Genomic DNA, 23,860 nt, shown 5'->3' with positions numbered 1-23,860 from the left:
CCCATCCAGAGCCCTATGAGCATCCACGCCCCTGAGCATCCCAGCTTGCGCATCCTGCCCATCCTTGTGTCATTGGCATGCCTGACCATGCATGGGGCGGCGCAGGCACAACCCGGGCCACAGGCACACGTCACTTTGCCGACGGTGGTGGTAAGTGGCTCCAGCCAGAACAACCTGCTGGCCGACGACCTGCCGCTGAGCGCCGACGTCATCGAGGGCCAGAGCCTGAGCGACCAGCAGGTCCATACGCTGCGCCAGGCGCTGCAGGATCTGCCCAACACTGCGGTGCGTAGTTCCCCGGCGCGCCTGGCCGTCGGCGCCGGATCGGCAGCGTTTGCGCGCGACGGCAACATGGGCATCAACATCCGCGGGCTGGGCGGCAACCGCGTGCTGATGACGGTGGACGGCATCCGCATGCCGCGCAGCTATGTGTCGCGCTCGGCCATGTTCGACCGTGAATACCTGTCGCTGGAACTGTTTAAACGCATCGACGTGATCCGCGGCCCGGCCTCGGCCCAGTACGGCGGCGACGGCATGGCGGGGGTGGTGAACTTCGTCACCCACGACCCGATGGACTTCCTCAAGACAGCCGAAGGTGGGGCGCCCAAGACCTTGGGCGGGCGCGTGGCCGCGGGCTGGAGCGAGGACGACCATGGCTACTTCGCCGCCGGCACCATTGCGGCCAAGGCCAGCGACAGCCTGCAGTGGATGCTGACGGCCACCGGGCGCCATTCCGACGCACTGGACAACATGGGCAGCAACGACGCACCGAACAGCAACCGCACCCGCCCCGACCCAACCGACCTCCGCGACGGCTCGATCCTGGGCAAGGTGGTGCTGCGCCCCAGCAGCACGCAGCGCCATATCTTCACGTTCGAGCACACGCAGAAAAAATCCGATATCGATCTGCTGTCCAGTCGCGCGCCGGGAACTCCACCCAGGCCCGCCGATGTGCTCGATGAGAATGCCCACACCCAGATACAGCGCGACCGCCTGACCTGGGACGCGCGCTTTGGCCTCAACACCGATTGGGCCGACCACCTGCGCACGGTAGTGGCAGTGCAGGACGCCAGTTCGCGGCGCATCGGCAACAGCTTTCTGCGCAGTGGCGTGCATCGCGTGCGCGATAACCGCTATGACGAGCGCACCTGGCAGCTCGGCCTGCAGGCCGACAAGATACTGCGCCATGGCGAATGGTCGCACCGCATCGTCTACGGCTTTGACCATGCGCGCAGCACGATCACCAACCTGTACGACGGCAAGGCGCCGCTGCCGCCGGAAAGCTTCCCGCTCAAGCGCTTTCCCGATACGCGCCAGACCAGCTCCGGCCTGTATGTGCAGGACGAAAGCGTGCACGGGGACTGGACCATCACCCCGGGGCTGCGCATCGATCACTTCGCCATCGACGTGACCAGCCAGAATCTTTACCACCCGCCGGCGCCGCAACCCGGCAAATCGCTGTCGGGCACGGCCGCGCTGCCCAAGCTCGGCGTGCTGTACCGCGCCACACCTGCGTGGAGTGTCTTTGGCCAGTACGCAACCGGCTACCGTGCGCCCGACGCGGGCCAGGTGAACGACCGTTTTGAGGCCGTTGCGCTGGGTGTGAACAACATCATCGTCGCCAACCCCGACCTCAAGCCCGAGCGCAGCCGCGGCGTGGAGCTAGGTGTACGCGGCCGCTTCGATCGCCTGAGCGTGGATCTGGTGGGTTTTGCCAACCGCTATTCCAACCTCATCGAAGACGCCCGGTTGATCAACAAAACAGCGACGCAACAAACCTTCCAGGCCGTGAACATCGCACGTGCGCGCATTCACGGCTTTGAGCTCAAGGGCGGCTATGACTGGGGCAGCATAGGCCCGGGGCGCCTGCACAACACCTTCGCCTACGGCCAGACACGCGGCACCGACAGGACGGCGGACCGGCCGCTGAACTCCATCACGCCCATGCAGATTGCGCTGGGCCTGCGCTACGACACCGCGCCCTGGAGCGTGTATGCCGACCTGCGCCATTACGCGGCCAAGAAGGACAAGGACATCGACCTGGTATCGATCGGCAACAACAAGGCCGGCACCACTCAATTTGCCACGCCCTCTGCCACCACGCTGGACCTGGGTGCGCAGTGGCGCATCAGCAAGGCGGTGCGGCTGAACCTGGCATTGAACAACCTCACCAACCGCAAGTACTGGATGTGGCCCGATGTCTATAGCCAGCCAGCAGGTTCTGCCACCATAGACGCTTATTCCCAGCCCGGGCGCAATGCGCGCGTGTCGCTGGTGGCGGATTTTTGACAGGCCCTACAAGGCATCGATCACGGCCTGCAGCGCCTGGTCGACATCCATCGCCAGCTTCAGCGCCAACAGTTCATCGGCTCGCGTGCGGCCCTGGTTGATGGCCGCCACGGGCAGGCCCTGCCGCACGGCTGCCTGCACGAAGCGATAGCCCGAATACACCATGAGCGAGGAGCCGGCGACGAGCACGGCGTCGGACCGCGCCAGCGCGGCATGTGCCGCAGCCACACGCTCGCGCGGTACGTTTTCGCCAAAGAACACCACATCCGGCTTCAGCGGCCCGCCGCCGCAGTGCGTACAGGATGGCACGTCGAAGCCGGACAAGTCGCGCCCCTGCAGGTCGGCATCGCCATCGGGCGCGGGCGCGGCCTGCAGCTGCGCCCAACCCGGGTTGCGCCGCAGCAGCTCGGCCTGCAGGATGGCGCGCGGACTACGTGCCTCGCAGTGCATGCAGCGCACCGTATCCACGCGCCCATGCAGGTCGAGCGTGCGCCGGCTGCCGGCGGCGTGATGCAGGCCATCCACGTTCTGGGTCAGCAGCAGCTCGATGCGGCCCGCGTGCTCGAGCTGTGCCAGCGCCCTGTGCGCAGTGCCAGGGCGTGCACGCGCCATCACTGGCCAACCGAGCAGGCTGCGCGCCCAGTAGCGCCGGCGCGTGGCCGCATCGCCCATGAAGGCCTGGTAGGTCACGGGCTGCGGGCGCTTCCAGTCACCGTTTTCGTCGCGGTAGTCGGGAATGCCAACCGCGGTGCTGCAGCCCGCGCCGGTGATCACGAACAGGCGCGGGTGCCGGCGCAGCCAGCCCCGCAGCGGCTCGATGGCAAGCCCTAGGTCACAGGCCGGGGGCAATGCTTTCGGCATAGTCGTACACCGCGCCCAGGATGGCCTCGGTGCGTTCGTCGTCGGCCTCGGCGCCCAGCGCGTCCAGACGCTCGAACAGGGCGTCGAAGGTCAGGCCGCCGCCCTCGCCCTCCACCAGCATGGCGATGCGGTGCGCCTCCCAGCGCTCATGCTCCTCGGGCGAGAGGGTCTGCGGGAAGTTGCGCGCACGGTAGCGCCAGAACAGCTCGCTCAGGCGACCATCGTCAAACCCCGGGCGCTCACGCGCAAGCTCCTCGGCATTCAGGCCGCGCAGGCGGTTCAGGCGCCGGCGGTCCTCGTTGCCCACGAAGCCGCCGTACAGGTCCTGATCCACGTCGGGCGCCGCTTCCTGCTGCCTCTTGAACACCTGGGCCCAGATGGCACTCATGTCGGGCAGCCGGCGCGCGGCCTCGGCGTGCTGCTCCGCCCGCTCCAGGTCGATGTTCCAGCGCCCGGCCATGGCGGGCGTGAGCGTGTTCACATTGCCCACCACCATCGGCGACTTGTTCAGGTGCACGCTCTTGAGTGGCAGGCGCGTCACCCCCTCGGGCAGGTCGGCCTGGCGCGTGAACAGGCGCTGGCGGATCTCGTCGGCGGAAAGCGTGGCGAGCTCGGCCGGGTCCTGCGCCAGGTCCCAGGCCAGCAGCTCGTTCCTGTTCGTGGGGTGGCTGGCCAGCGGCCACATCACGGCCAGGCAGCCGCGCTCGGTGCCGAACATGCCCGAGACATGCAGGAAGGGCCGCGCCGTCTGCGCCGTCGCCGGCAGGCGCAGCTCGGTGGCCACGCGCTCCTTCTTGTGCAGGGATAGCGCAAAGTCGAACAGCCTGGGATTGTGCTGGCGTATGAGCCGCGCCAGCGCAATCGTCGCACGCACGTCCGACAGCGCATCGTGCGCGGCATCGTGCGCCAGGCCATTGGCGCGCGTCAGATGCTCCAGCCTGAAGCTGGGCTTGCCTTCGACCACGGGCCATTCGATGCCATCCGGGCGCAGCGCATAGGTCATGCGCACGACGTCCAGCAAGTCCCAGCGGCCGCACTGGTTCTGCCATTCGCGTGCATAGGGGTCCATCAGGTTGCGCCAAAACATGAAGCGCGTAATCTCGTCGTCGAAGCGTATCGTGTTGTAGCCCACGCCGATGGTGCCGGGCTGGGCCAGCTCGGCCTCGATGCGCGCCGCGAACTCATGCTCGGGCAGGCCTTTTTCCAGGCACAGCTGAGGCGTGATGCCGGTGATCAGGCAGGCCTCTGGACTCGGCAGATAGTCGTTGGCCGGGCGGCAGTAGATCATCAGCGGCGCGCCGATCTCATTGAGTTCGGCATCGGTGCGTATGGCGGCAAACTGCGCGGGGCGGTCACGGCGCGTGTCGGCGCCGAAGGTTTCGTAGTCGTGCCAGAGAAAGGTGTGCATGGGCAGGTCGGTTGCAGCCGGAAACTTGGCGAGGCCCGAGTATGCATGGCCCATGCCGGCACAATCGCTGTCATGCGTTTCCTGTTTCTTCCCGCCGCCCTGGGCCTTGCGGTACTTACCGGCTGCGCCAGCGCCCCTGCCCCCGCATTGCCTGCCACCACTACCGCCGCGACGGCCCCCGCACCACCCACGGCACCACCCACGCCAATGCCCGCAACCGCCGACGTGAGCGGCATGGCAAGCACCATCGCCGGCTTTTACACGTGGCTGCAGGCCTTTGCGCAGGAGGCGCTGGCGGCCGGCATCCGCGCGCAAACCGTGGACGCCACGCTGGCCCGCGCCCAGTGGCAGTCCCGGGTGGTGGAACTGGACCGCGCCCAGCCCGAATTCACGCGCCCGCCCTGGGCCTACCTGGACAGCGCCGTCTCACCCCAGCGCGTGGCCCAGGGGCGTGCGCAGCGCCGCCTGCATGCCGCCGCGCTGGCGGCGGCCGAGCAGCGCCATGGCGTGCCGGCCAGCGTGATCACGGCCATCTGGGGCATGGAGAGCAACTACGGCCGCAACTTCGGCAGCTTCTCCGCCGTCGATGCGCTGGCCACGCTGGCCTACGACGGCCGGCGCCGCGACTGGGCGCGCGGCGAGCTGCTGGCGGCCCTGCGCATCGTGGACCGGGGCGAGATCGCGGCCGACGCGCTCGTGGGCTCTTGGGCCGGCGCCATGGGGCATACGCAGTTCCTGCCCTCGGTGTACCTGGCCTATGCCGTGGATGCCGACGGCGACGGCCGGCGCGACATCTGGGGCAGCGTGGCCGACGTGACCGCCTCCACGGCCAACTTCCTGGCGCATTCGGGCTGGAAAAGTGGTCAGCCCTGGGGCGTGGAGGTGCGGCTGCCGCCGGGCTTCGACTATGCGCGAGCCGAACTGGGCGTGCGCCAGGACAGCGAGGCCTGGGCCGCCGAAGGCGTGCGCGGCATCGACGGCGAGGCCCTGCCGCAGCTGCCGGGCGCCTCCATCCTCACGCCCGCGGGTGCGCGCGGCCCGGCCGTCCTGGTCGGCCCGAATTTCCGCGCCCTGCTGCGCTACAACAACTCGGTGAACTACGCCCTGGCCGTGGGCCTGCTGGCGCGCCAGATCGAGGGCGGCACGGGCCTGGTCGCCTCCTGGCCGCGCGACCTGCCGGCACTGTCACGCAGCGAGACCAGGACGCTGCAGGAGCTGCTCAACGCCCGGGGGCTTGGCGCCGGCACGCCCGATGGCGTGGCCGGCCCGGCCACGCGCGCCGGCGTGCGCCGCTACCAGCAAAGCCTGGGCCTGCCGGCCGACGGCTATGCCACGCACGAACTGCTGCGACGCTTGCAGGAGCCTTGAATAGCTCCTGTATTAATAGCTTGTGACGCTTTATTGGCGGGCGTTACAGCCCTATTTTTACTTAACTTCAGTCAAACCCGCGCCCCTCGCCCGCCTCCTCGTGCGTCACGCCGTCGCGGATGTGGTAGATGCGCTTGAAGGTGGGGATGATCTTCTCGTCGTGCGTGACCACGATGACGGCCGTCTGCAGGCGCCGGGCCATGTCGTTCAGGATGCGTATCACCGCCATGGCGCGCTGCGAATCCAGCGGCGCCGTGGGTTCGTCGGCCAGGATCACCGGCGGGCGGTTCACCAGGCCGCGCGCAATGGCCACGCGCTGCTGCTCGCCGCCCGACAGCTGCGAGGGCATGGCGCGCGCGCGGTGCTGCACGTCCAGCGCGGTGAGCAGTTCCAGCGCGCGCCGGCGCGCCTCGTCGTTGGGCACGCCCGCCAGCATGGGCAGCAGGGCCACGTTGTCGGTGGCGTCCAGGAACGGTATCAGGTACGGCGCCTGGAACACGAAGCCCATCTGGTCGCGGCGCAGCGCGCGCAGGTCGCGCACCTTCCAGCCGTCGTCGTAGATCACCTGCTCGTCCAGCGTCATGCGCCCGGACGTAGGGTCGATCACCGCGCCCAGGCACTTGAGCAGCGTGCTCTTGCCCGAGCCCGAGGGGCCGATCAGCCCCACCACCTCGCCGGGCGCGACATGCATGTTCACGTCCTTGAGCGCCAGGAAGGCCGTCTCGCCCGAGCCATAGCGCTTGCTCAGGCGCTCTATGCGTATGCCTTGTCGGTTCATGGCTTCACCCGATCGCCTGCGCAGGATCGACGCGCAGCGCCACGCGTATCGCCACCACGCTCGCGAGCACGCAGATCGCCATCACGGCAATCAGGCCCATGGCCGTGTCGAACGGCACCAGCAGCACGTACTTCGGGAACAGCGGCGCGGCAAAGGTGGCCGTGATCTTGCCCACGACGAAGCCGATCAGGCCCAGCACCAGGGCCTGCTGCAGGATCATCCAGGCAATCGTGCGGTTGCGCGTGCCTATGAGCTTGAGCACGGCGATCTCGCGGATCTTGTCCATGGTCAGCGTGTAGATCAGGAACGCGACGATGGCCGCGCTGACCAGCGCCAGAATCACCAAAAACATGCCGATCTGCTTGGCCGAGGTGGCGATGAGCTTGCCCACGAGGATGCCCTCCATCTGCGCGCGGTCATAGACCGTCAGGCGCAGCCAAAGGCGGATCGGCTCTGCCACCTCCTGCGGCGTGAAGCCGGGCCGCAGGCGCACCAGCACGGCGTTCACATAGCTGTTGCTGGTCTGCGAGGCGATCACCGCGTCCAGCAGGTCCGGCACGGCCGGGCGGTTGAAGGCCGGGTTGGCCTCGGTGCGGCGGCGCTGCATGAGGATGGCGTCGTTGTCCTTCAAGAACTGCGCCTCCTGCGCGTCCTTGAGCGGTATGAACACCATGGGGTCGCCGCTCGACGAAACCATGCGCCGCGTCAGGCCCACCACCGTGTAGTGGTTGCGGCGGATCTTCAGCAGGTCGCCCAGGCGCACGCCGGCGGCGGCATCGGCCACGGCCTCGTAGTGCCCGCGCGTGATCTGGCGCCCCGCCATCAGCTGCGGCGGCCAGCCCGGCATGCCGGGGCCGCCCGCCGTGACGCCCACCACCATGGCGCGCACATCCTTGTCGCCATGGCCCACCTGCATGGTCAGGTAGGTGATGTTGGCCGCCTGCGCCACGCCGGGCATGGCGCGCACGCTGCGCCACAGGTCGTCGGGCACGCTGGACGATTCGGCGTAGGGGCCCAGCGTGTCCTTCTGCACCACCCACAGGTCGGCGCCGCTGTTGTCCAGCAGCACCTTGCCGTCGTCCACCATGCCGCGGTACACGCCGGCCATGGTCAGCGTCACGCCGATCAGCAGCCCCAGGCCAATGCCGGTGAAGACGAACTTGCCCCAGGCATGCAGGATGTCGCGCCCCGCCAGGCTGATCATGGAGCCCCCCCGGCAATGCGCTCGACCACATGCACGCGGCTCTTCGGGCCCAGGGTCTTTTCGCTGTAGACCACGATGGCCTCGCCCGCGGCCAGACCTTCCTGCACCTGCACCTGGCCTTCCAGGTCGGCGCGGCCCAGGCGCAGCGGCGCAAACGCCAGCTCGCCATCCTTGAGCCGCCACACGCCGCGCTGGCCGGCCACGGTGCGCAGGGCAGCGTTGGGGATGGTGGGGGCCTCGGGCAGCGCCGGCAGGCGCACGGTGATCTCGGCCAGCTCGCCGATCGGGGGCAGCGGCCTGGGCAGCGCGTCAAAGACGATTTTTGCCAGCAGTTCCTCGGTCACTGCGTCGGCCAGCGGCTCGGTGCGCAGCACGCGCGCGGCCAGCGGCTGGCCCTGGCGCGAGCGCAGCACCACCTCGGCCGGCAGGTCGGCCGCCAGGCCCTGGGCGCTGATCTGGTCAAAGCGCGCATCCACCCACAGGCTGGCGGGATCGATGATCCTGACCACCGCCTGCCCCGCCACCACCGTGGTACCGGGGTCGGCATCGCGCGCGGCCACCAGCCCGGCCACGGGAGCCACCAGGCGCAGGTTGCCACGCTGCGCGCGCAGCGCCTGCAGGTCCGAGCGCAGGCGGCTCGCATCCTCGCGCGCGGCCGCGAGCGCCGCGTCGGCCACGGCCAGCTCCTGCTGCCGGGTGGCCAGGCTCTCCTCGCTGGTCACGCGCACGGCCACCAGCTGCTCGTAGCGCTGCGCCTGGCTCTGGGCATAGCCCTGCCGGGCCTCGGCCTGGCGCAGGGCGGCCTCGGCGCTCTTGATCGCGGCCTGCTGGGCGCGTATGCGCTCGTCCAGGTCCACGGGATCCATCTCGCCCAGCTCCTGGCCCGCCCGCACCATGTCGCCCACATGCACGTCCAGGCGCCGCACGCGCCCGGCGACCGTGGGGCCGATCTTGTGGATGTAGCGCACCTGCACCGTGCCAATGCCCGACAGCGCCGGCGCCACCGCGCGCGACTGCACCGTACCCAGCGTCACCGCCACCGGCGCCAGCGGCCCCGAGCGCAGCACCACGTACACGAACAACAGCGCCAGCGGCACGATGACGGCGACCAGCGCCAGCGTGCGGCGCTGCAACTGTGGAAATTTCATTGCAGCCTCCCGATGCCACGGCGGTAGATGGCAAACACCCCCGGCGCGTTTTGGCGCATGCGCGCCACATCACCGGCCAGCAGCGACTGCATGACCAGCCCCTGGATACTGCCTATGAACAACACGGCGGCGGCCGGCACATCCAGACCGGGGTCCAGCTCGCCCTGCGCCTTGCCAGCCTCCAGCAGCCTGCGCAGCCGCTCGCCATAGTGCTCAATCAGCGTCTGCACCAACTGCTTGGGAATGCTCTGGCCCGGTCGCTGCAGTTCACCAAAGAGCAGGCGCGGCACGCCAGGACGCTCGCACACGAAATCGATATGTGCCATGAACACCGCCTCCAGGGCCGCTGCGGGCGACGGCGCTGCCTGCGCCGCCTTGTCCACACGCGCCAATAGGCGTTGCGCCACCCAGGTCATCACCGCCTGCAATATGGCGTCTTTGCTCGGGAAATGGCGAAACAAGGCCCCCTGCGTCACGCCCATGCGCCGGGCAATGGCCGTGGTCGTGATGTCGCTGGGGTTCTGCTGCGCCGCCAGATCGATCACCGCCTCCACCGTGGCGCTGCGCCGCTCGTCGGCCGGCAGATGTTTGCTTGCTTCGCTCATGGGCATCCGTGGAAAGTAAGTGACTTATTACTATCTTATCTTATCCGGCCCCAAACCCAGTGCTCCAGAAAAAACGAAACCCCCGCCCGGCTGCACGCCGGCGGGGGTTCTTTCATGAGGGCCGCCAACGGCGGCCCGTGGCCTGTCAGGCCGCCACGCCCTTGGCAACCTCGGCGTATTCCTCGATCTGGTCGAAGTTCATGTAGCGGTACACGCTGGTCTTGTCCGCGTCGATCACGCCCATTTCCTTGAGGTATTCCTCACGTGTGGGCAGCTTGCCCAGACGCGAGGCGATGGCGGTGAGTTCGGCCGAACCCAGGAACACATTGGTGTTCTTGCCCAGGCGGTTGGGGAAGTTGCGCGTGCTGGTGGAGATCACCGTCGCACCTTCGTGCACCTGCGCCTGGTTGCCCATGCACAGCGAGCAGCCCGGCATCTCGGTGCGCGCGCCGGCCGTGCCGAACGCCGCGTAATGGCCTTCCTTGATGAGCTCGTTCTGGTCCATCTTGGTCGGCGGCGCGACCCACAGCTTGACGGGAATGTCGCGCTGGCCGCCGAGCAGCTTGGCGGCTGCGCGGAAATGGCCGATGTTGGTCATGCACGAGCCGATGAAGGCCTCGTCGATCTTGGTGCCGGCCACTTCGGAGAGGAACTTGGCGTCGTCCGGGTCGTTGGGACAGCAGACGATAGGTTCCTTGATCTCGTTCATGTCGATCTCGATCACGGCGGCGTACTCGGCGTCCTTGTCGGCTTCGAGCAGCTCGGGCTTGGCCAGCCAGGCCTCGACCTTCTCGATGCGGCGCTGCAGGGTCTTCGCGTCCTGGTAGCCGTCGGCGATCATGTTCTTCATCAGCACGATGTTCGAGCGCAGGTACTCCTTGATCGGCTCGGGGTTGAGCTTGATCGTGCAGCCGGCGGCGGAGCGCTCGGCCGAGGCGTCAGACAGCTCGAATGCCTGCTCCACCTTCAGGTCCGGCAGGCCTTCGATTTCAAGGATCTTGCCCGAGAAGATGTTGATCTTGCCGGCCTTGGCCACGGTCAGCAAACCGGCCTTGATGGCGTACAGCGGAATGGCATGCACCAGGTCGCGCAGCGTGACGCCGGGCTGCAATTCGCCCTTGAAGCGCACCAGCACCGATTCGGGCATGTCCAGCGGCATCACGCCCGTGGCGGCGCCGAAGGCCACCAGGCCGGAGCCTGCAGGGAAGCTGATGCCGATGGGGAAGCGCGTGTGCGAGTCACCGCCCGTGCCCACGGTGTCGGGCAGCAGCAGGCGGTTGAGCCAGCTGTGGATCACGCCGTCGCCGGGGCGCAGGGCCACGCCGCCGCGGTTGCTGATGAAGGCGGGCAGCTCGCGGTGCGTCTTCACGTCCACGGGCTTGGGGTAGGCGGCGGTGTGGCAGAAGGACTGCATCACCATGTCGGCGGAAAAGCCCAGGCAGGCCAGGTCCTTCAGCTCGTCGCGCGTCATGGGGCCGGTGGTGTCTTGCGAACCCACGGTGGTCATGCGCGGCTCGCAGTAGGTGCCGGGGCGCACGCCCTGGCCTTCGGGCAGGCCGCAGGCGCGGCCGACCATCTTCTGCGCCAGGGTGAAGCCGGCCTTGGACTCGGCGGGCGCCTGGGGCAGGCGGAAGGCGGTCGAGGCGCTCAATCCCAGGAACTCACGCGCCTTGGCCGTCAGCGAGCGGCCGATGATGAGGTTGATGCGGCCGCCGGCCTGCACTTCGTCCAGCAGCACGTCGCTCTTGAGCTTGAACTCGGCCACGGTCTCGCCGTTCTTCACGATCTTGCCGTCGTAGGGCAGCACGTCGATCACGTCGCCCATCTCCAGCTTGGAAACATCGACCTCGATCGGCAGCGAGCCCGAGTCTTCCTGCGTGTTGAAGAAGATGGGAGCGATCTTGCCGCCCAGCGTCACGCCGCCAAAGCGCTTGTTGGGCACGTAGGGAATGTCCTGGCCCGTGGCCCAGATGACGCTGTTGGTGGCGGATTTGCGGCTGGAGCCCGTGCCCACCACGTCGCCCACGTAGGCGACGGTGTGGCCCTTCTTCTTCAGGTCCTCGATGAACTGCATGGGACCGCGCTTGCCGTCCTGCTCGGGCTTGAAGGCCGCGTCGGGGCGGGTGTTCTTCAGCATCGCCAGGTAGTGCATGGGGATGTCGGGGCGCGTGGTGGCGTCGGGCGCGGGCGACAGGTCGTCGGTATTGGTCTCGCCGGGCACCTTGAACACGGTGACGGTGATTTTTTCATCGACCTTGGGACGGCTGGTGAACCACTCGGCGTCGGCCCAGCTCTGCATCACTTCCTTGGCCTTGGCGTTGCCGGCCTTGGCCTTGGCCGCCACGTCGTTGAAGTAGTCGAACATCAGCAGCGTCTTCTTCAGCGCCTCTGCCGCCACGCCGGCGACCTCGGCGTCGTCCAGCAGTTCGATCAGCGGGTGCACGTTGTAGCCGCCAACCATGGTGCCCAGCAGTTCGGTGGCGCGGGCCTTGCCGATCAGGCCCACCTGGATGTCGCCATGCGCCACGGCCGCCAGGAAGCTGGCCTTGACCTTGGCTGCATCGTCCACGCCCGGAGGCACGCGGTGCGTCAGCAAGTCCAGCAGAAACTCGGCCTCACCCGCCGGCGGGTTCTTGATCAGCTCGATCAGCTCGGCAACTTGGTTTGCATCCAGTGCCAGGGGCGGGATGCCGAGGGCGGCGCGTTCGGCGGCATGGGCTCGATAGGCTTGCAACATGTCTTCTTTCTCCGGAATGGTCAGGGTTTTCAAAGTGGGGGACGATCACCTGCCGGACACATGCACGCCCACCGCCAAGACGGCTGGTGCCTGTGACCCGGCCAAAGGACGCTGGTTTTACTTGGCCGCGGGGTTGTCCAGCAGGCTGGGCGGCGGGTTCTTCTTGAAGCCCTCGGCCACCGTGAACTGCTGCGGGCTCATGCACTCGTCAGCCATGCGCTGACCGAGCTTTTGGTTCATGAGCATGGATTTGTTGGCGATCTGTATCCACACGGCGCCGGCGCGCTGATCCTCCAGGCGCACCGCACCGGTCACCGAAGTCACGGGTGCCATGTGGTATTTGAAGCCCTTGCCTTCCACATAGAAGCGCCCGGGCGACTGCGCATCGCGCTCCACCTGCACAAAGGCTCCCAGCTCGCAGGCCATGCGGCCGGTGTGCACCTCGTCGGAAACGGCCAGCTCTTCGGGGGTGAGCGCAATTTCGGCCGCGGCGATGCCGGCCGCCACCTGCATGGCACCGCTGTGCAGGCGGGTGCGGCTGCTGGTGGGCGCGGCCTTGGCGACAGTCGTGGCCTCATGCGCTGCCTTGGCTGCCTTGGCGGGCTTGGCAGCGGGCTTCTTGGCAACGCTCTTGCCCGCCTGGGCCGCAGTTGCCGGCTGCGCCATAGACCACACGGGGGCCAGCAGCAGCATGGCGGAAGCGATAAGGGTTTTCATGATGACTCCGGCAGAAATGGGAGAAAACCTTGATTGTGGCGGCGAAGTACCCACATCAGTTGCCGTCAGCATTGGCAAACCAGGCCCGCGCCTGCGGCGCCAGCGCGCGGCCGGTCTGGTGCGCACGCTCAAGCACCTGCCAGAAATAGCGGTAGCTGGCGCGGTCGTGCAACACGCCGTCTTCGCTGATGGGGGCCCAGTCGGCGTCGATGGCGGCAGAAATGATCTGGGTGGCGCGCGCGATCTCGGCATCCTCGGGCGCGAAGGCGGCCAGGATGGGGCGGATCTGCGCCGGGTGGATGCTCCACATGCGCGTGTAGCCGAACTCGCGCGCGGCGCGCGCGGCCGCGGCCTGCATGGCGGCCTGGTCGCTGAATTCGGTGACCACGCAGTGCGATGGCACCTTGCCGTTGGCGTGGCAGGCGGCCGCGATCTCGAGCTTGGCGCGCACCACGAGCGGGTGCTGGAACTGGCCCGCCGAGGTCATGCCCGAAGCGGGAATGGCGCCGCCATGGGCGGAGACGAAATCCATCAGGCCAAAGCTCAGGCTCTGGATGCGCGGGTGCGCGGCGATCTCGAACGCCCGGTGCACGGCCGCGGGCGACTCGATCAACGCATGCAGCGGCAGGTGGCCGGCCCCGGCGGCCAGCAGCGCACGCTCGGCCGCGAGCACGTCGTCCACCGACTCCACCTTGGGGATCATGATGTGGGCGAGGTGCTGGCCGGCCTCGCCCGCGATGATGGCCATGTCCTGCGCGAACGCGGGGTGGTCCACGGTGTGCACGCGCGCGGCCACGCGCGCCCCGGCGGCGGCATTCCTGGCCAGCTGCGCGACCAGCTGGGCATGCTCGCGCTCCTGGCCCACGGGCGCGCCGTCCTCGCAGTCCAGCGTGACGTCGAACACACAGTGGCCAAACTCCTGCAGCATCTCGGCCTGCAGCTGCAGGCTCTTGCGCATGCGCTGCTCGACGCCGCTGTAGTGATCGCACACCGGCAGGGCATGCGCTGCCGCCTGGGCGCCCAGCAGGATCTCTCGGGGATGGGGTGCGACTGGGGTCATGGAGTCCTGGCCGTTGCGGACAAAAAAATGGTGTTGCTACTGCAGGCCGGGGGACGGCAATGGCAACAGCATGTCTTTATCGTGAATCATAAAAAAGTGAGCTGCCAGCGCTTGATTGGAAATGTTTTCCTTTAGAAAACATAATGAAAATTCCGTAAATCAAGCGCCAGCAGCTACATTTTTTACAGCAGATGCTTCACGCCATCCTGCTCACCCTGCAGCTCGGCCAGGGTCTTGTTGATGCATTCCTGGCTGAAGGCATCGATGGGCAGGTCCTTGACAATGGTGTACTTGCCGCCTTCGCAGGTGACGGGGTAGCCGAACATCACATCCTTGGGAATGCCGTATTCGCCGTTGGACGGAATGCCCATAGTGACCCACTTGCCGTTGGTGCCCAGGGCCCAGTCGCGCATGTGGTCGATGGCGGCGTTGGCAGCCGAGGCGGCCGAGGACAGGCCGCGGGCGGCAATGATGGCCGCGCCGCGCTTGCCCACGGTGGGCAGGAACACGTTGGCGTTCCAGTCGTGGTCATTGATGGTGTCCTTGACGGACTTGCCATTGACGGTGGCGAAACGGTAGTCGGCGTACATGGTGGGCGAGTGGTTGCCCCACACGGCCAGCTTCTCGATGTCGCCCACGGCGCAGCCGATCTTGGCGGCGATCTGGCTGGCGGCGCGGTTGTGGTCCAGGCGCAGCATGGCGGTGAAGTTCTCGCGCGGCAGGTCGGGCGCGCTCTTCATGGCGATGTAGGCGTTGGTGTTGGCGGGGTTGCCGACCACCAGCACGCGCACATTGCGCGAAGCCACGGCGTTCAGGGCCTTGCCCTGGGCGGTGAAGATCTGGGCGTTGGCGGCCAGCAGGTCGGCACGCTCCATGCCGGGGCCGCGCGGGCGGGCGCCGACGAGCAGGGCGTAGTCGGTGTCCTTGAAGGCGGTCATGGGGTCGGCATGGGCCTCGATGCCGGCCAGCAGCGGGAAGGCGCAATCCTCAAGTTCCATGATCACGCCCTTGAGTGCGTTCTGGGCCTTTTCGTCCGGGATTTCGAGCAATTGCAGGATGACGGGCTGGTCCTTGCCCAGCATTTCGCCGGAGGCGATGCGAAACAGCAGGGCGTAACCGATTTGACCAGCGGCGCCGGTAACTGCGACGCGAACGGGCTTCTTGCTCATGAGAAAACTCCAGAAAGGAAGTGACAAAAAAGGTGTTGGTACAAGGCCGCACCAGCGCCAGAAATCAGCAGCCCGAGCCTCGCAAACAGCCGTTAATTTTACTGCCGATTCGGACACAGGGTCAATTTGTCTTATGTCTTATATAAGATATGATTACCCCTCGAAAACGCAGAACCCACCCCCAAGCACCATGTCGTCCCTGCCTCCGCCAAGCACCGAAGGCACACCGCCCGCAAACGGCGGCACGGGAGTAGCCACGCCCGCCTTCAGCCCCCTGTACCAACAGATCAAGGGCCTGATCCTGCACAGCCTGCAGCACGGCGAATGGAAGCCCGGCGAGGCCATTCCCAGCGAAATCGAACTGGCGGCGCGCTTTCGCGTGAGCCAGGGCACGGTGCGCAAGGCCATTGACGAGCTGGCGGCCGAGAACCTGGTGACGCGCCGCCAGGGCAAGGGGACTTTTGTATCCACCCATGCCGAACGCCAGGTGCAGTATCGCTTCTTGAAGCTACTGCCCGATTCGGGCGACGCACGCGTGGAAGGCCCCGCGCAGCGCACCATTCTGGAGTGCCGCCGGCTGCGCGCCAGCGCCGAGGTGGCCCGCAGCCTTGCGCTGCGCGCGGGCGACTCTGTGATCCAGATCAAACGTATCCTGTCTTTTGTGGGAGTGCCCACCATCCTGGAGGACATCTGGCTGCCCAACCAGCCCTTCAGGGGCCTGACGGCCGAGCAGATGGCCCACTACCAGGGCCCCACCTATGCCATGTTCGAGCTCGACTTTGGCGTGCGCATGGTGCGCGCCGAGGAGAAGATACGCGCCGTGCTGCCCGACGAGACCCAGGCGCAGTGGCTGAACGTGACACCCGGCACCCCCCTGCTCAGCGTAGAGCGGCTGGCCTACACCTACAACGACGTCCCCATGGAGTTGCGCCGCGGCCTGTACCGCACGGACACGCATCACTACCACAACAAACTCAGCTGACACACAGCCAACTTCCGAACGCAAACGCCATGAATACGCAGTCACCGCAAAACCTTTGTACTGCGTTGCAATAGAATTTTAGGTTGTCCGCCTTCATGCAATTACAACGCAGTTACATCCACGAAAGCACAACGCCATGACAGAGCACGCCAAGAAACGACCCGAGTACCGGAACATCAACATCTTCCATGACGTCAGGACCTACCGCCTGCCGCTGGCTGGCTGGGTCTCGATCCTGCATCGCGCCAGCGGCATGCTCATGTTCCTGCTGCTGCCCCTGGTCATCTGGATGTTCGACACCTCTGTGTCCTCGGAGATCTCATTCGGCCGCTTCGCCGCCGCCTTCACTGCGGGCCTGGGCTTCGTGCCCGGCTGGCTCATCAAGCTGGTGACGCTGGCCCTGATCTGGGCCTATCTGCACCACCTGATCGCCGGCCTGCGCCACCTGTGGATGGACATCGACCACAGCGCCGTGAACAAGGACACGGGCCGCCGCTCCGCCGTCTTCACGCTGGTGCTCAGCATCGGCCTGACGCTGGTCCTGGGCGCCAAGCTGTTTGGCCTGTACTGATCTTCGAGAGAAAAGGAAAACACCATGTCCGTGACCTACGGCTCCAAACGCACCGTGGCCGGTGCCCATTACGGCGTGCGCGACTGGCTGGTTCAGCGCCTGACCGGCATCGTCATCGTCCTGTTCACCGTGTGCCTGCTGGCACAAGTGATCTTCAGCAAGGGCCCCATCGGCTACGACCTGTGGGCCGGCATCTTTGCCGCCCAGTGGATGAAGTTCCTCACCTTCTCCCTGATCGTCTCGCTGGCCTGGCATGCCTGGGTGGGCGTGCGCAACGTGTGGATGGACTATGCCCGTCCCGACGGTCTGCGCCTGCTGCTGCAGACCTTCACCATCGTCTGGCTGGTCGGCTGCACCGGCTGGGCCCTGCAGGTCCTGTGGCGTCTGTGACCCCCGCGATTGAAAGAACACAATGAGCTATACCAAAGCGAATATCACCAAGCGCAAATTTGACGTGGTCATCGTCGGGGCCGGCGGCTCCGGCATGCGCGCCTCCCTCGAACTGTCCCGCGCCGGCCTCTCCGTGGCCTGCCTGTCCAAGGTCTTCCCCACCCGCTCGCACACCGTGGCGGCCCAGGGAGGCGTATCCGCATCGCTGGGCAATATGAGCGAGGACAACTGGCATTACCACTTCTACGACACCATCAAGGGTGGCGACTGGCTGTCCGACCAGGACGCAGTCGAATTCATGTGCCGCGAGGCACCGAATGTGGTGATCGAGCTGGAGCATTTCGGCATGCCGTTTGACCGCAACGCCGACGGCACCATCTACCAGCGTCCGTTCGGCGGCCACACCGCCAACTATGGCGAAAAGCCCGTGCAACGCGCCTGCGCCGCGGCCGACCGCACCGGCCACGCCATGCTGCACACGCTGTACCAGAAGAACGTCGAGTCGAAGACGAATTTCTTCGTCGAATGGATGGCGCTGGACCTGATCCGCAACGAAGGCGGCGACGTGGTCGGCGTCACCGCCCTGGAACTGGAAACCGGCGACCTGTACGAGCTGCACGCCAAGGCCGTGCTGCTGGCCACGGGTGGCGCGGGCCGCATCTTTGCCGCTTCCACCAACGCTTTCATCAACACCGGCGACGGCCTGGGCATGGCGGCGCGCGCCGGCATTCCGCTGCAGGATCTGGAATTCTGGCAGTTCCACCCCACCGGCGTGGCCGGCGCCGGCGTGCTGCTGACCGAGGGCTGCCGTGGCGAGGGCGCTATTCTTTTGAATAGCAACGGCGAACGCTTCATGGAGCGCTACGCGCCCACCTTGAAGGATCTGGCGCCGCGCGACTTCGTCTCGCGCTCCATGGATCAGGAGATCAAGGAAGGCCGTGGCTGCGGCCCGAACAAGGACTACATCCTGATGAAGCTCGACCACCTGGGCGCAGACACCATCAGGAAGCGCCTACCCTCGGTGGAAGAGATCGGCCACAACTTCGCCAACGTCGACATCACCAAGGAACCCATCCCCGTGGTGCCCACCATCCACTACCAGATGGGCGGCATCCCGACCAACATCCACGGCCAGGTCGTGGTCTGGGACGGCGAGCGGAACAACATCGTCAAGGGCCTGTACGCCGTGGGCGAATGCGCCGCCGTGTCGGTGCACGGCGCCAATCGCCTGGGCACGAACTCGCTGCTGGACCTGCTGGTGTTCGGCAAGTCCGCCGGCAAGCACATCGTGAGCTTTGTCGCAGGCTATGGCTCGCACCAGCCCGTACCTGCCGACGGCTCCGATCGCACCCTGGCGCGCCTGAATCAATTGCAGGACTCCACCGCAGGCACCTACGCCCAGGACATTGCGAACGAGATTCGCCAGACGATGCAGCAGCATGCCGGCGTGTTCCGCACGCAAAAGGGCATGGACGAAGGCGTGGTGAAGATCAATGCCCTGCGCGGGCGCGTGGGCTCCGTCACCCTGAAGGACAAGTCCAAGGTCTGGAACACCGCGCGCATGGAGGCGCTGGAGGTGGACAACCTGATCGAGGTCGCTCAGGCCACCATGGTGTCGGCCGCGGCACGTACCGAATGCCGTGGCGCACACACGGTGTACGACTACGAGCATCCGGCCGATCACCCCGAGTGCCCGCTCGGCCGCAACGACAAGGAATGGCTCAAGCACACGCTGTGGCACAGCGCCACCAACAGCCTGAGCTACAAGCCCGTGAACATGAAGCCGCTGACGGTGGACAGCATCCCCCCGAAGGTTCGCACGTTCTAAACCAGCCGCCGCCCACGAGAGAAACACCCATGAAACGCACCTTCAAGATCTACCGCTACGACCCGGACAAGGACACCAAGCCCTATATGCAGACCGTGGAGGTCGAGCTCGACGGCCACGAACGCATGCTGCTGGATGCCCTGCTCAAGCTCAAGGAGCAAGATCCCTCGCTGTCGTATCGCCGCTCCTGCCGCGAAGGCGTCTGTGGCTCCGACGCCATGAACATCAACGGCAAGAACGGCCTGGCGTGTCTGACCAACATGAACACGCTCAAGGGCGACATCGTCTTGAAGCCCCTGCCCGGCCTGCCGGTGATCCGCGACCTGATCGTGGACATGACGCAGTTCTTCAAGCAATACCACTCGATCAAGCCCTATCTGCAAAGCGAGATCTACGCCACGGCCGACAAGGAGCGCCTGCAGTCGCCCGAGGAGCGCGAGGAGCTCGACGGCCTGTACGAATGCATCCTGTGCGCCAGCTGCTCCACCGCCTGCCCCAGCTTCTGGTGGAACCCGGACAAGTTCGTCGGTCCCGCAGGCCTGTTGCAGGCCTACCGCTTCATCGCCGACAGCCGTGACACGGCCACGGGCGAGCGCCTGGACAACCTGGAAGATCCCTACCGCCTCTTCCGCTGCCACTCGATCATGAACTGCGTGGACGTGTGCCCCAAGGGCCTGAACCCGACGCGCGCCATTGGCAAGATCAAGGAGTTGATGGCACGCCGTGCCATCTAAGACCATGGCCGACGAAATGCTGCTCGACGAGCGCGAAGTGGCCATCCTGCACTGGCGCTGCCGCCGCGGGTTGGTCGAGAACGACCTGTTTCTCGAGCGTTTTTTCGCCAACCATGGCTCGCGCCTGACCACGCGTCAGGCGCGGGGACTGACGATATTGATGGACTTGTCGGACAACGACCTGCTGGACCTGCTGCTGCGCCGCAAGGAACCGCAAGGCGAGACCGATACCGAGGAAGTCAAGGAAGTGCTGGAGCAGTTGCGCCAACGCGCATAGCCCCCCAACAGGCCAAACCACTGAAGGAAACTGGAAATGAAACTGGCAGACAACAAAGCGACGCTCTCGTTCAGCAACGGCAGCCCGAGCATAGATCTTCCCGTGTACCAGGGCAGCATCGGCCCGGATGTGATCGACATCCGCAAGCTGTATGGCCAGACGGGCATGTTCACCTATGACCCTGGCTTCCTGTCCACCGCCTCCTGCCAGTCGGACATCACCTACATCGACGGCGACAAGGGCGAGTTGCTGTACCGCGGCTACCCTATCGAGCAACTGGCCACCAAGTGCGACTACCTCGATACCTGCTACCTGCTGCTCAAGGGTGACCTGCCCAGCGAGAGCCAGCGCACCGACTTCCACAAGCTGGTGCTCAAGCACACCATGGTGAACGAGCAGATGCAGTTCTTCCTGCGTGGTTTCCGCCGCGACGCCCACCCCATGGCCGTGCTGACCGGCCTGGTGGGTGCCATGTCGGCCTTCTACCACGACAGCACCGACGTGCATAACGCCGAGCACCGCGAGATCGCGGCCATCCGCCTGATCTCCAAGATGCCCACGCTGGTGGCCATGGCCTACAAGTACGGCAAGGGCGAGCCCTACATGTACCCGCGCAATGATCTGTCCTACGCCGGCAACTTCCTGCGCATGATGTTCGGCACGCCCTGCGAGGACTATGTGGTCAACCCGGTGATCGAGCGCGCCATGGACCGCATCTTCATCCTGCACGCGGACCACGAGCAGAACGCCTCCACCTCCACCGTGCGCCTGTGCGGCAGCTCGGGCACGAACCCGTTCGCCGCCATTGCCGCTGGCGTGGCCTGCCTGTGGGGCCCGGCGCACGGCGGCGCCAACGAGGCCTGCCTGAACATGCTCGAACAGATCCAGGCCAATGGCGGCGTGGCCAAGGTGGGCGAGTTCATGGAGCAGGTCAAGGACAAGAATTCCGGCGTCAAGCTGATGGGCTTCGGCCACCGCGTGTACAAGAACTACGACCCGCGCGCCAAGCTCATGCAGGAAACCTGCGACGAAGTGCTGGCCGCGCTGGGCCTGGAGAATGACCCGCTGTTCGCACTGGCCAAGAAGCTCGAGAAGATCGCCCTGGAGGACGACTACTTCGTGCAGCGCAAGCTCTACCCGAACGTGGACTTCTACTCCGGCATCGTGCAGCGCGCCATCGGCATCCCGGTGAACCTGTTCACCGGCATCTTTGCCCTGGCCCGCACCGTGGGCTGGATCGCCCAGCTCAACGAGATGATCGGCGATCCCGAGTACAAGATCGGCCGCCCGCGCCAGCTGTTCACCGGCTCGCCGCGCCGCGACGTGCCCTGACCCTGCCGGCGCCTGCCTTCGCGCAGGCCGCTTTTGCCCCAAAGCCCGCATGCACCTGCTGCCTGCGGGCTTTTTCCATGCTGCGTGGCGGCATCGCTACCATGGCGGCGCTGCCCGCTACCCTTGTTTCTCCTGACCTGTTCTTCCAAGGATCCCTGACTATGAAATCCCGCGCCGCCGTTGCCTTCAAGGCTGGAGAGCCCCTGCAGATCGTCGAACTCGACGTCGCGCCCCCGAAAAAGGGCGAGGTGCTCATCCGAATCACCCATACCGGCGTGTGCCACACCGACGCCTTCACCCTCTCCGGCGACGACCCCGAGGGCATCTTCCCCGCCGTGCTGGGCCATGAGGGCGCCGGCATCGTCGTCGAATGCGGCGAAGGCGTGACCAGCGTGCAGCCCGGCGACCACGTGATTCCGCTCTACACCGCCGAGTGCGGCGAATGCCTGTTCTGCCAAAGCGGCAAGACCAACCTGTGCGTGGCCGTGCGCGCCACCCAGGGCAAGGGCGTGATGCCCGACGGCAGCACGCGCTTTTCCTACAACGGCCAGCCCGTGTACCACTACATGGGCTGCTCCACCTTCAGCGAATACACCGTGGTGGCCGAGGTGTCACTGGCCAAGATCAGCCCCGACGCCAACCCCGAGCAGGTCTGCCTCTTGGGCTGCGGCGTGACCACGGGCCTGGGGGCCGTGAAGAACACCGCCAAGGTGCAGCCGGGCGACACCGTGGCCGTGTTCGGCCTGGGCGGCATCGGCCTGGCCGTGATCCAGGGCGCAAAGCTGGCCCAGGCCGGGCGCATCATCGCCATCGACACCAACCCGTCCAAGTTCGACCTGGCGCGCACCTTCGGCGCCACCGACTGCGTCAACCCCAAGGACAACGACCGGCCCATCCAGCAGGTGATCGTGGAGATGACCGGCTGGGGCGTGGACCACAGCTTCGAGTGCATCGGCAACGTCAACGTGATGCGCGCGGCACTGGAATGCGCGCACCGCGGCTGGGGCCAGTCGGTCATCATCGGCGTGGCGGGCGCGGGGCAGGAGATCAGCACCCGCCCCTTCCAGCTGGTCACCGGCCGCAGGTGGCTGGGCACGGCCTTCGGCGGCGTCAAGGGCCGCAGCGAACTGCCCGCCATGGTGGAAGACGCGATGCGCGGAAAGATCCAGCTCGAACCCTTCGTGACCCACACCATGGGCCTCACGGACATCAACCAGGCATTCGACCTGATGCACGAGGGCAAGTCCATCCGCTCGGTGGTCCACTACGCGGACTGACGAAAACAAGAGCGCACAGCGCTTGCCAATCAACGATTTCAGGTATTTTTCTACTTGAGATCGTTTTCCATCAAGCGCCAGAAACTATAGAAACAGGAGCTTAAACCCCATGTCCACCGCCATAGAACTGCTGTCAAGCCACACCTGCTTTGGCGGCGAGCAGCGCTTCTACCGCCATGCATCGCGCGAGATCGGCCTGCCGATGCAGTTTTCCGTCTACCTGCCGCCCCGCGCCCTGGCGGGCGGAGCCGTGCCCGCCCTGCTCTACCTGGCCGGCCTGACCTGCACCGAGGAAACCTTCCCCATCAAGGCCGGCGCGCAGCAGCAGGCGGCCGAGCTGGGCCTGGCCCTGATCGCCCCCGACACCAGCCCGCGCGGCGCGGGCGTGCCGGGCGAATCGGATGCCTGGGACTTCGGCGTGGGCGCGGGCTTCTACCTGGACGCAACCGAGGCCCCCTGGGCCGCGCACTGGCGCATGGAAAGCTACCTGCTGCAGGAGCTGCTGCCCCTCGTCGCCAGCACCCTGCCCGTGGACGATGGCCGGCTGGGCATCTTCGGCCACAGCATGGGCGGCCACGGCGCGCTCACGCTGGCGCTGCGCCACCCGGGCCGCTTCAAGAGCCTGTCGGCCTTGGCACCCATCTGCGCCCCCACGCGCTGCCCCTGGGGCGAAAAGGCCTTCACCGGCTATCTTGGCCCCGACCGCACGGCCTGGGGCGCGCACGATGCCACGGTGCTCATGGAGAACCAACCCGCCGCGCCCTACCCGGCAGGCATCCTCATCGACCAGGGCCTGGCCGACAAATTCCTGGCCGAGCAGCTGCACCCGCATCTTTTCGAGGCCGCCTGCGCATCCATAGGCCAGCCGCTCATACTGCGCCGCCATGCGGGCTATGACCACGGCTACTACTTCATCCAAAGCTTCATCGAAGACCACCTGCGCCACCACGCGCAGGCGCTGGGCACGCGGTAGGGCCTTGGATCATTGGCCATGATTGGCATTCAGCCAGCGCCGAAAGCCATACCTTTGTTTTGCGGCTGAAGGCGCCATGAACGCCAAGAGGCCTGGCCGGGGCACGTCGCTAAGCGATTGCCGGCTCTTGTGCAAACAAATCACGGGAGCGC

At 66.4% G+C, this 23,860-nt stretch carries 21 protein-coding genes; 11 read left to right on the top strand and 10 right to left on the bottom strand.

The genetic code is table 11. The features are described from left to right. The first annotated feature begins 15 nt into the window (after window positions 1-15). Window positions 16-2,289, top strand: coding sequence for a TonB-dependent hemoglobin/transferrin/lactoferrin family receptor (locus tag P7644_RS06075; protein WP_404302237.1), 2,274 nt, complete (start codon window positions 16-18; stop codon window positions 2,287-2,289). Window positions 2,290-2,295: 6 nt separating this feature from the next. On the opposite strand, the gene P7644_RS06070 is transcribed toward P7644_RS06075, so the two are convergent. Then, complete coding sequence (locus P7644_RS06070; protein ID WP_404302235.1) at window positions 2,296-3,150, bottom strand: NAD-dependent protein deacetylase; 855 nt, start codon at window positions 3,148-3,150, stop codon at window positions 2,296-2,298. Further along, window positions 3,122-4,558, bottom strand: a complete 1,437-nt coding sequence (gene sbcB, locus P7644_RS06065; RefSeq protein ID WP_404302233.1) for an exodeoxyribonuclease I — start codon at window positions 4,556-4,558, stop codon at window positions 3,122-3,124. Before sbcB ends, P7644_RS06070 begins: the two co-directional genes overlap by 29 nt. 45 nt (window positions 4,559-4,603) lie before the next feature. Here sbcB and P7644_RS06060 point away from each other — a divergent pair, with 45 nt between their 5' ends. Beyond that, on the top strand, window positions 4,604-5,926 hold the full coding sequence (locus tag P7644_RS06060) for a lytic murein transglycosylase (RefSeq protein ID WP_404302232.1): 1,323 nt from the start codon (window positions 4,604-4,606) through the stop codon (window positions 5,924-5,926). 67 nt (window positions 5,927-5,993) lie between these two features. Here P7644_RS06060 and P7644_RS06055 read toward each other — a convergent pair whose 3' ends face one another. The 8 genes from P7644_RS06055 to P7644_RS06020 all read right to left on the bottom strand — a co-directional run bounded on the left by P7644_RS06055 (window position 5,994) and on the right by P7644_RS06020 (window position 15,344). Further along, window positions 5,994-6,704, bottom strand: coding sequence for an ABC transporter ATP-binding protein (locus P7644_RS06055; protein ID WP_404302231.1), 711 nt, complete (start codon window positions 6,702-6,704; stop codon window positions 5,994-5,996). A 4-nt stretch (window positions 6,705-6,708) separates the two neighbouring features. After that, window positions 6,709-7,908, bottom strand: a complete 1,200-nt coding sequence (locus tag P7644_RS06050; protein WP_404302229.1) for an ABC transporter permease — start codon at window positions 7,906-7,908, stop codon at window positions 6,709-6,711. Continuing rightward, on the bottom strand, window positions 7,905-9,056 hold the full coding sequence (locus P7644_RS06045) for an efflux RND transporter periplasmic adaptor subunit (RefSeq protein ID WP_404302228.1): 1,152 nt from the start codon (window positions 9,054-9,056) through the stop codon (window positions 7,905-7,907). Before P7644_RS06045 ends, P7644_RS06050 begins: the two co-directional genes overlap by 4 nt. Next, window positions 9,053-9,661: a TetR/AcrR family transcriptional regulator gene (locus tag P7644_RS06040; RefSeq protein WP_404302227.1), complete on the bottom strand. Its 609-nt coding sequence runs from the start codon at window positions 9,659-9,661 to the stop codon at window positions 9,053-9,055. Before P7644_RS06040 ends, P7644_RS06045 begins: the two co-directional genes overlap by 4 nt. A gap of 145 nt (window positions 9,662-9,806) precedes the next feature. Beyond that, window positions 9,807-12,398 carry a bifunctional aconitate hydratase 2/2-methylisocitrate dehydratase gene (gene acnB / locus P7644_RS06035; RefSeq protein ID WP_404302226.1) on the bottom strand — a complete coding sequence of 864 codons (2,592 nt, stop codon included), beginning with the start codon at window positions 12,396-12,398 and terminating at the stop codon, window positions 9,807-9,809. A gap of 117 nt (window positions 12,399-12,515) precedes the next feature. Continuing rightward, window positions 12,516-13,115, bottom strand: coding sequence for a hypothetical protein (locus P7644_RS06030; RefSeq protein ID WP_404302225.1), 600 nt, complete (start codon window positions 13,113-13,115; stop codon window positions 12,516-12,518). A gap of 55 nt (window positions 13,116-13,170) precedes the next feature. Then, the gene (locus P7644_RS06025; RefSeq protein WP_404302224.1) at window positions 13,171-14,175 is read right to left on the bottom strand and encodes an HpcH/HpaI aldolase/citrate lyase family protein; all 1,005 of its coding nucleotides are present in this window, start codon (window positions 14,173-14,175) and stop codon (window positions 13,171-13,173) included. A gap of 182 nt (window positions 14,176-14,357) precedes the next feature. Next, window positions 14,358-15,344 (bottom strand): malate dehydrogenase, encoded by a 987-nt coding sequence (locus tag P7644_RS06020; protein ID WP_404302223.1) that lies wholly within the window; start codon window positions 15,342-15,344, stop codon window positions 14,358-14,360. 190 nt (window positions 15,345-15,534) lie between these two features. On the opposite strand from P7644_RS06020, the gene P7644_RS06015 reads away from it, so the two are divergent. From P7644_RS06015 to fghA, 9 genes are all read left to right on the top strand, one after another. Beyond that, a complete protein-coding gene (locus tag P7644_RS06015) occupies window positions 15,535-16,326 on the top strand; it encodes a GntR family transcriptional regulator (RefSeq protein WP_404302222.1) in 792 nt (263 codons plus the stop codon). Between the two features lie 136 nt (window positions 16,327-16,462). Next, the gene (gene sdhC / locus P7644_RS06010; protein ID WP_404302221.1) at window positions 16,463-16,897 is read left to right on the top strand and encodes a succinate dehydrogenase, cytochrome b556 subunit; all 435 of its coding nucleotides are present in this window, start codon (window positions 16,463-16,465) and stop codon (window positions 16,895-16,897) included. 24 nt (window positions 16,898-16,921) lie between these two features. Further along, a complete protein-coding gene (gene sdhD, locus P7644_RS06005; RefSeq protein ID WP_404302220.1) occupies window positions 16,922-17,287 on the top strand; it encodes a succinate dehydrogenase, hydrophobic membrane anchor protein in 366 nt (121 codons plus the stop codon). A gap of 22 nt (window positions 17,288-17,309) precedes the next feature. Next, the gene (gene sdhA, locus P7644_RS06000; protein WP_404302219.1) at window positions 17,310-19,115 is read left to right on the top strand and encodes a succinate dehydrogenase flavoprotein subunit; all 1,806 of its coding nucleotides are present in this window, start codon (window positions 17,310-17,312) and stop codon (window positions 19,113-19,115) included. 29 nt (window positions 19,116-19,144) lie between these two features. Then, window positions 19,145-19,849, top strand: coding sequence for a succinate dehydrogenase iron-sulfur subunit (locus P7644_RS05995; protein WP_404302218.1), 705 nt, complete (start codon window positions 19,145-19,147; stop codon window positions 19,847-19,849). Between the two features lie 4 nt (window positions 19,850-19,853). After that, a complete protein-coding gene (locus P7644_RS05990; RefSeq protein WP_404303144.1) occupies window positions 19,854-20,126 on the top strand; it encodes a succinate dehydrogenase assembly factor 2 in 273 nt (90 codons plus the stop codon). A 36-nt stretch (window positions 20,127-20,162) separates the two neighbouring features. Then, window positions 20,163-21,458: a citrate synthase gene (locus P7644_RS05985; RefSeq protein WP_404302216.1), complete on the top strand. Its 1,296-nt coding sequence runs from the start codon at window positions 20,163-20,165 to the stop codon at window positions 21,456-21,458. A 161-nt stretch (window positions 21,459-21,619) separates the two neighbouring features. Continuing rightward, the gene (locus P7644_RS05980; protein ID WP_404302215.1) at window positions 21,620-22,735 is read left to right on the top strand and encodes an S-(hydroxymethyl)glutathione dehydrogenase/class III alcohol dehydrogenase; all 1,116 of its coding nucleotides are present in this window, start codon (window positions 21,620-21,622) and stop codon (window positions 22,733-22,735) included. Window positions 22,736-22,844: 109 nt separating this feature from the next. Beyond that, window positions 22,845-23,708: an S-formylglutathione hydrolase gene (gene fghA, locus P7644_RS05975; RefSeq protein WP_404302214.1), complete on the top strand. Its 864-nt coding sequence runs from the start codon at window positions 22,845-22,847 to the stop codon at window positions 23,706-23,708. The last annotated feature ends 152 nt before the right edge of the window (window positions 23,709-23,860 follow it).

The organism is Alicycliphilus denitrificans, from assembly GCF_044792555.1.
Lineage (GTDB): Bacteria > Pseudomonadota > Gammaproteobacteria > Burkholderiales > Burkholderiaceae_C > Alicycliphilus > Alicycliphilus denitrificans_A.
This window is presented reverse-complemented; position numbering and strand designations above follow the sequence as displayed.

What these genes read in the sequence shown, in the direction of transcription:
- P7644_RS06030 (WP_404302225.1), bottom strand. Translation starts at nt 13,115, where the DNA reads ATGAAAACCCTTATCGCTTCCGCCATGCTGCTGCTGGCCCCCGTGTGG.
- sdhD (WP_404302220.1), top strand. Translation starts at nt 16,922, where the DNA reads ATGTCCGTGACCTACGGCTCCAAACGCACCGTGGCCGGTGCCCATTAC.
- P7644_RS05990 (WP_404303144.1), top strand. Translation starts at nt 19,854, where the DNA reads ATGGCCGACGAAATGCTGCTCGACGAGCGCGAAGTGGCCATCCTGCAC.
- P7644_RS06025 (WP_404302224.1), bottom strand. Translation starts at nt 14,175, where the DNA reads ATGACCCCAGTCGCACCCCATCCCCGAGAGATCCTGCTGGGCGCCCAG.
- P7644_RS06060 (WP_404302232.1), top strand. Translation starts at nt 4,604, where the DNA reads ATGGCCCATGCCGGCACAATCGCTGTCATGCGTTTCCTGTTTCTTCCC.
- P7644_RS06015 (WP_404302222.1), top strand. Translation starts at nt 15,535, where the DNA reads ATGTCGTCCCTGCCTCCGCCAAGCACCGAAGGCACACCGCCCGCAAAC.
- P7644_RS06070 (WP_404302235.1), bottom strand. Translation starts at nt 3,150, where the DNA reads ATGCCGAAAGCATTGCCCCCGGCCTGTGACCTAGGGCTTGCCATCGAG.
- acnB (WP_404302226.1), bottom strand. Translation starts at nt 12,398, where the DNA reads ATGTTGCAAGCCTATCGAGCCCATGCCGCCGAACGCGCCGCCCTCGGC.
- sdhA (WP_404302219.1), top strand. Translation starts at nt 17,310, where the DNA reads ATGAGCTATACCAAAGCGAATATCACCAAGCGCAAATTTGACGTGGTC.
- sdhC (WP_404302221.1), top strand. Translation starts at nt 16,463, where the DNA reads ATGACAGAGCACGCCAAGAAACGACCCGAGTACCGGAACATCAACATC.
- P7644_RS05995 (WP_404302218.1), top strand. Translation starts at nt 19,145, where the DNA reads ATGAAACGCACCTTCAAGATCTACCGCTACGACCCGGACAAGGACACC.
- P7644_RS05980 (WP_404302215.1), top strand. Translation starts at nt 21,620, where the DNA reads ATGAAATCCCGCGCCGCCGTTGCCTTCAAGGCTGGAGAGCCCCTGCAG.
- P7644_RS06040 (WP_404302227.1), bottom strand. Translation starts at nt 9,661, where the DNA reads ATGAGCGAAGCAAGCAAACATCTGCCGGCCGACGAGCGGCGCAGCGCC.
- P7644_RS06020 (WP_404302223.1), bottom strand. Translation starts at nt 15,344, where the DNA reads ATGAGCAAGAAGCCCGTTCGCGTCGCAGTTACCGGCGCCGCTGGTCAA.
- P7644_RS06055 (WP_404302231.1), bottom strand. Translation starts at nt 6,704, where the DNA reads ATGAACCGACAAGGCATACGCATAGAGCGCCTGAGCAAGCGCTATGGC.
- fghA (WP_404302214.1), top strand. Translation starts at nt 22,845, where the DNA reads ATGTCCACCGCCATAGAACTGCTGTCAAGCCACACCTGCTTTGGCGGC.
- P7644_RS05985 (WP_404302216.1), top strand. Translation starts at nt 20,163, where the DNA reads ATGAAACTGGCAGACAACAAAGCGACGCTCTCGTTCAGCAACGGCAGC.
- sbcB (WP_404302233.1), bottom strand. Translation starts at nt 4,558, where the DNA reads ATGCACACCTTTCTCTGGCACGACTACGAAACCTTCGGCGCCGACACG.
- P7644_RS06075 (WP_404302237.1), top strand. Translation starts at nt 16, where the DNA reads ATGAGCATCCACGCCCCTGAGCATCCCAGCTTGCGCATCCTGCCCATC.
- P7644_RS06050 (WP_404302229.1), bottom strand. Translation starts at nt 7,908, where the DNA reads ATGATCAGCCTGGCGGGGCGCGACATCCTGCATGCCTGGGGCAAGTTC.
- P7644_RS06045 (WP_404302228.1), bottom strand. Translation starts at nt 9,056, where the DNA reads ATGAAATTTCCACAGTTGCAGCGCCGCACGCTGGCGCTGGTCGCCGTC.